General features: G+C 66.9%; 6 protein-coding genes, 1 tRNA gene and 1 pseudogene. All 8 read right to left on the reverse strand.

Features of this window, described 5'->3' with window-relative positions:
- Positions 1-353: 353 nt before the first annotated feature.
- Complete coding sequence (locus tag ACFVFQ_RS38200; RefSeq protein WP_383425289.1) at positions 354-560, reverse strand: ATP-binding protein; 207 nt, start codon at positions 558-560, stop codon at positions 354-356.
- 41 nt (positions 561-601) lie between these two features.
- Positions 602-844, reverse strand: coding sequence for a helix-turn-helix domain-containing protein (locus tag ACFVFQ_RS38205; RefSeq protein ID WP_383425282.1), 243 nt, complete (start codon positions 842-844; stop codon positions 602-604).
- A gap of 286 nt (positions 845-1,130) precedes the next feature.
- Positions 1,131-1,757 carry a hypothetical protein gene (locus ACFVFQ_RS38210; protein ID WP_383425283.1) on the reverse strand — a complete coding sequence of 209 codons (627 nt, stop codon included), beginning with the start codon at positions 1,755-1,757 and terminating at the stop codon, positions 1,131-1,133.
- 49 nt (positions 1,758-1,806) lie between these two features.
- The gene (locus ACFVFQ_RS38215) at positions 1,807-2,607 is read right to left on the reverse strand and encodes an aldo/keto reductase (RefSeq protein ID WP_383425285.1); all 801 of its coding nucleotides are present in this window, start codon (positions 2,605-2,607) and stop codon (positions 1,807-1,809) included.
- A 646-nt stretch (positions 2,608-3,253) separates the two neighbouring features.
- Entirely contained in the window at positions 3,254-3,586 is a 333-nt protein-coding gene (locus tag ACFVFQ_RS38220; protein WP_383425287.1) for a transposase, read from the reverse strand.
- Between the two features lie 441 nt (positions 3,587-4,027).
- Positions 4,028-4,114: transfer RNA gene (locus tag ACFVFQ_RS38225), tRNA-Leu, on the reverse strand.
- Positions 4,115-4,516: 402 nt separating this feature from the next.
- Positions 4,517-4,723: a hypothetical protein gene (locus ACFVFQ_RS38230; RefSeq protein ID WP_383425291.1), complete on the reverse strand. Its 207-nt coding sequence runs from the start codon at positions 4,721-4,723 to the stop codon at positions 4,517-4,519.
- A gap of 183 nt (positions 4,724-4,906) precedes the next feature.
- Positions 4,907-5,212: pseudogene (locus ACFVFQ_RS38235) on the reverse strand (peptidoglycan-binding protein); the annotation flags it as partial.
- Positions 5,213-5,477 lie beyond the last annotated feature (265 nt).

A 5,477-nucleotide genomic window follows, 5' to 3' on the forward strand; every position in this document is an offset into this window, starting at 1 on the left:
GGCTCTTCCGCCGAGCCCGCTGCAGCCCCAACCGACTGACGTCAATGACCAAAGCGGTCCTCACCCTGGAGCAGCACCGCTGAAGAAGCTCAATGGGAAGGCGCCCCTGAACGCCTTCCAGATCGCCTTCGAAGGCCGTCTCACCCCGGCCGCCAACTGACCCACTACAGAAACTGGATCAGCCGTCTACTGGACACACCCGCGTGACCTGAAGGGCTCGGTCTGCGTGTACGGATGCTGCGAGTCAGTGCGGATGAGCCCGTGGGGCAGGCGGCGGAATGGGGGCTGGCCGCTCGTGTGGGTTGGTGCGGGTGGTGGCGATGAGGATCAATAGTTCGGCCACGGCTTCGGGGTCAGTCATCTTTTGGTCTCGCTGTTCTGCCTGGGCGGCTTGGACGCGGTTGGACTCGGTGCTGGTCTGGATGAGAGGGGCAGTGAAAGGTGATGCGGTCGGCGATGGCTGTGCAGGGCAGGCGGTCGCCGAAGGCCTTGGTCCATTCGGCGAACGGGGAGTTCGCCGTGAGTGCGGGGACCTTACGTGCCTCCCGGTCCGTGAAAATCTGAAAACAGCAGCTTGGCGTCTATCAACTTGATAACGCCGTCAATTGGACAGCCTCTCTCGACGGTTGCGTTCGGCTTGCAATACGTGATCTTCGCGGTAGAGGTTGAGGTGGCCTTGGTGGGCGGTGGGGCGTAGGTAGCCGCGGTGGGTCCATTGGCGGATGGTGGCGGGAGAGACACCGATGGCTTGGGCGGCCTCGGTGGTGGTCAGTAGGCGTTGGTGGGGGGCGGCCAGGGTGTCGTCGATGCGGGGGAGGGAACGGCGGTTGAATGGGAGGGGCATGGCAAGTCCTTGTGGGGAGGTGAGGGTTTTTGGAAGTTCCGATTGGGCGGGGTGGGCGGGTTGCTTGTGTGGTTGTGGTGGGGGTTTGGTGCAGCTTGTGTCTTGATGGATCTGGTGCTCATGCCAACAGCCGGGCGGGCACGCCATCCCGTCAGCGGTCCGGCGGCCTGGTCGTCCAACAGAGGTGTGGTTTGTGAGAGCCCGGGGCTCGAATGGCTCGGGTGAGAGCGGTGCTCGCCTGTTAGTGGTCGCTGGTCGAGTCTCACTCAAGATCCGATGGGACTCGTTAGGTGGGTGGTGCGATGTGGGGGGTGTGGGCGGGCCAAGTGGTGTGGCAGGTGCGGCAGGTGATGGTGCCGTCGTAGGTGGCCGAGAGGGATCTGAGGTGACAGCTGGGGCAGGGGGTGGGGAGGCGGGTGGGTGGGTCATCGAGGCCAAGGAGGTGGCGGGTATGGGTGTAGGCGGTCCACAGGGTGCCGGCGTGGTGGCCGTCGGTCGGGGTGGTCAGGCAGGCAGGGAGGTGGGCAGCTATGTTGCGGCACAGGTTCTGCAGCAGGGGGCCGGGGCGCGTGGGGCCGGTGGGCAGGACGTAGGGCAGGGCGTCGGTGGCCCAGTTGCGCATGGTGGTGACGCAGTGGTCGGCATGAGCGAGGAGAGCTAGGCGTAGGGGTGGGGGGTGGTCGCGGGAGGCCCAAGGTACGGCGGTGGCGGCCCATTCCAAGCGGCGGTGAGGGGTGCCGTGTGGGAGAGCCAGGTGGAGCTGGACGTAGAGGTGCGGCAGGTCGGTCAGGGTGCGTCGCAGCCGGAACAGGCACAGGTCGCACACGTGTCGGTAGGTGGCGTCGGAGGGGAGGGGTGCCGTGCAAACCAGGCAGGGGTGTTCGGTGTCGGTTGAGGGGAGCTGTGGGGGCACTGGAGGCTCCTGCCGGGTGGGGCGGGCGTGTGTTGTGGGTCGGTGTTGGTCAGGGGCGCTCTGGTGGTGGGTGGCAGGCGTCGAGGGTGGCCAGTTCGGTTGGGGTGAAGGTGGTGTGGTGGCTGGCCCGGCTGTTTTCGGCGAGGTGGGTGGCCTGGGTTGTGGTGATCAGTGCCGAGGCGATGGCGGGGGTGTGCAGGGTCCAGCTCAGGGCCAGTTGGGCGGGGGTTTGACCGCGGGCGGCGGCGAGTGTGCGCAGTGGGCAGGGCTGGACAGGCGCGGTGGGAGGGAAGTGCGGAGGTGTGGTGTGGGCGAGGTCGCCGTGGCTCAGGGGGGCGCAGGCAATGGCACCGATGTCGTGGCGGGTCAGGGTGTCGATGGTGGCGTCTTCGGCCCAGCGGTTGAGCAGGGAGTACGGGAGCTGGCAGGCAACCGCGGGAGTGCCCCTCTCCCGTAGGAGGTTGGCGGCCCGTGTGAGGGGGGCTGGGGCGTATCCGGACAGTCCCGGGTACAGGGCTTTGCCTTGTTGGACGGCGTCAGCCAAGGCTGCCGTGGTCTCTTCGAGCGGAGTGTGGGGGTCGTAGCCGTGGGCGAATAGCAGGTCGACGTGGCCCAGGCCGGTTCGGTGGAGCAGGGCGTCCAGGGTGGACAGCAGGTACTTGCGGGATCCGTAGCCGGTGCGTGGGCCTGGGCCGGTGGCACGTCCGATCCTGACGGAGACCACCACATCCCAGCGTGCGTGCTGTGCGGCGGCTACTGCTTGTCCCACCAGGTCGCCGTAGCTGCCGGCGACGGTGCTGTAGGGGGTGAGGTCGAACGCGGTCAGGCCCAGGGCCAGGGCCGTGTCCACGAGTACGGCCGGGGGAACAGGCCCCGGTTTGGGTTCCGGAGGGACCCCCAGGGTTAGCGCCGGCAGGTGCAGGCCGCTGCGCCCGCAGCGCCGGAGGGCAACACCTCGTTCTGTCGTGGGCGGGAAGTCGGGAGCGAGGGGAGGAGAGGGGGGCATGCTGCTTCTTCCCTTCCGGTGGCGCTGGCGGATACGCCGAGTGCGGCGGTGGTGAGCAAACAGCTAGGAAGTGTTGGAGATGTGGTCACAGCGACTGCCACATCAACGTGAGTTGGACGGTCGCTTCGGAGGGGGTGGCGAGCTTGTCGTACCTGATGGCCCCGGACTGCTTGAGCAGTCGGATCCGGCAATCGGCCTTGTGCCTGCGTTTGTAGGCCTCGGGTCGAAGTCGGGCGGGTGGCTGCCCGCCAAGCCCCGGCGGAGTTGGTGGCCGGCTTGGTCGTGCTCGTCCGGGATCGTGTGCGGGATCTGTCGACGGTGCAAGTAGGCGCGGATCCGTTCGTGAGGTGGGTGAACTGCGGTGCGTCTCCGTGCTGTTCGCCGGTGACCGAGACGGTCGGGGCGTGCCCGGAGGCGTCGGTGGCTGGGTGGAGCTTGGTGGTCAGGCGGCCGCGGGAGCGCCCGAGCACGTGGTCGTCCGGCTCGGCCGTCAGGTAATCCGGGCCCGTCTGGCGCGGATCGTGAGCCCCCTTTTCCTCACCCCGACAGCGTGCTGGTGGGGTGAGGAAACGATCGCGTCGATGGGTACTTCCCACTCGACCACACCGTCCGCATCGGCCTTGACATGGAGCTCTTCGAGGAGGCCAGGCCAGGTGCTGCCGATCTGCCGGCGCCGGAAAATCGAGTACGCGGTCTCCCACGGCCGATATCGCTCGAGGCCATCCCGCCAGGGCGAGCCGGTCGTGGCCTGCCACCAGATCCCGTCGAAGGCCTGCCGCCGGTCCCTCGGCGGCTGCCCCATCTTCGGTATCGGGGGCAACAAGGGGTCCAGCTGCTCCTACTGTTTGCCCGTCAATTCCCCACGCACCACACCAAGATCGTTCCACGATCGAGATCAACATTTCAAACGATACCTAGTGGATGAGAGCCAGCCCCGTGGCCGTAACGGGTCAGGCCCGTATGGCATTGGGGCGTTGACCGTGAGGCACGGACTGTAGGACCGGCAAACGTTGTGCGTGGACTGCGCGATGGATGGGGTAAAGAGCAGTGGTGGGGGCTGAGTTGGTTCGCGTAGATACCTTGCATCGGGAAACGGCCGCCTGGGAGTCGGTGCTTCCTGTTCGCCGAATTGCTTAGGCCTCCACACTGTCTTGTGCCTGTTCAGGGCTGGATGGGTCATGTGATGCTGCCCTTCGTCGATGTCGGCTGCTTCCGAGGCGGCAGAGCACGTTGTTGCCGCTGGGTGCCTGTCAGCGAACAAGAGTGGGCGAGGTGGGAGTCGAACCCACATGCCCTGAAATAGGGCGGCGGATTTTAAGTCCGCTGCGTCAGCCAGTTTCGCCACTCGCCCAAGACGCGGTGTCGGCATGTTGTGGAACCTGCACGTTGCGGCAGCCTCATCCTCCTGCTGCTGTGTGGCCGGTGTGTCGTGGGGCTTGGCCAGGTGCTGTGCTTGGTCGTTGGCCAGGAGGGCGCGCCAGCACCGCGCCTGCGGGCGTCGAGCCAGCACTGCACGGCGCCATGCCCCGGTGGTGCCGTCGAAGACGCCCTCCAGGAGGCGCTAGTCCAGCGCCAGGACCAGGCGCTCGGTTAGTACCGCGCAGTGTCGGCGCCACTGCAGAGCTTCTTGCCGGCCGAGTGAGCGCTTGGGGGCGAAGAAGAGGTGGTCCGGGCCGCCGTGGCGGCAGGCGGCGTGCTGGTGTCAGAACCGGTTCCAGGGCGCTGGCCCGCGCACTGGTGTGCCCAATGGGGGTCAGGTTGCCCATAGCAACCGCCAGGTCGCGTCGGTGGGGTAGCCGTTGGCTTCTGCTCCGCGCCACCCCTGCGCCAACTGGAAGCGGGTGCAGGCGGCCCGCAGCCGCTCATCCCACTGCCGACCAGCGTGCAGCCCTTCACCGGCCTCCAGGGCAGCCCGCTGGTCCTGTGCCCAGCCGGTGATGATCAGCCGGAGTCTCAGCATCAGGATCCAGCTGTTGGCAAGTCCGGGCCTGAAAACCTCCGGGCCCGGGAACGGAGGAATCAAGGGGTGCGGCAAGCAGTCTGGTGGGACGTGATGCGGGGGAGCGTGGGGCATGTCGGCCTGTGGGATCTCTTCTTGGGCAGGCCGGATGTCGCGGCCTCGGCCGTCGATGAGCAGGTCCCAGGTATCTGCATTCAGAATGCCGCTGGCCTGCTGCCCCTCCCAGCCTTGGGCACGCTGGAAGGCGGCACAGGCCCGCAGATCACACAGGGACCAGCTGGCAGGTGCCCCGGGCGGAAAGTAGCCGCCGGCTCCCCGTGCGGTCAGCGCGTCCCGCATCATGCTGACGTAGGCATTGCGGGCTCCTGGACGGAACCACTGCTTACCGGGGAACCGACGATCGGATCCTGTTTCGCTCCGGCACGGTAGGGGGCAGGCACGATGCCACCGTGGCAACAACCAGGTCAGCGTGCTAGCAAGCCTGGACATTAGGGCACAACCTCCTTTGACAGTTGCGAGTTGGGCGGGCCCGATCTGGGGTGATCGGAGGTCACGCGGGTGAGGCCCTGGACTTGACCAGTACCTGCTCTAGGGATGCGAAGCAGTGTCGAAGTTGCCGAGACCGCGGAGGGGGTGTGGGCTGCTGTGCGAAACAGGCCCGAGTCCCTCGCGCAAAGGAGTAGAGCACTGCAGAAAGGCTCCTGTGTGGCTAGAGCGTGGGGCGTGCGGGACTTGAACCCGCGACCGGAAGGAT

It is taken from the genome of Streptomyces sp. NPDC057743 (genome assembly GCF_042798755.1).
Taxonomy (GTDB): Bacteria; Actinomycetota; Actinomycetes; order Streptomycetales; family Streptomycetaceae; genus Streptomyces.

What these genes read in the sequence shown, in the direction of transcription:
- ACFVFQ_RS38205 (WP_383425282.1), bottom strand. Translation starts at nt 844, where the DNA reads ATGCCCCTCCCATTCAACCGCCGTTCCCTCCCCCGCATCGACGACACC.
- ACFVFQ_RS38230 (WP_383425291.1), bottom strand. Translation starts at nt 4,723, where the DNA reads ATGCTGAGACTCCGGCTGATCATCACCGGCTGGGCACAGGACCAGCGG.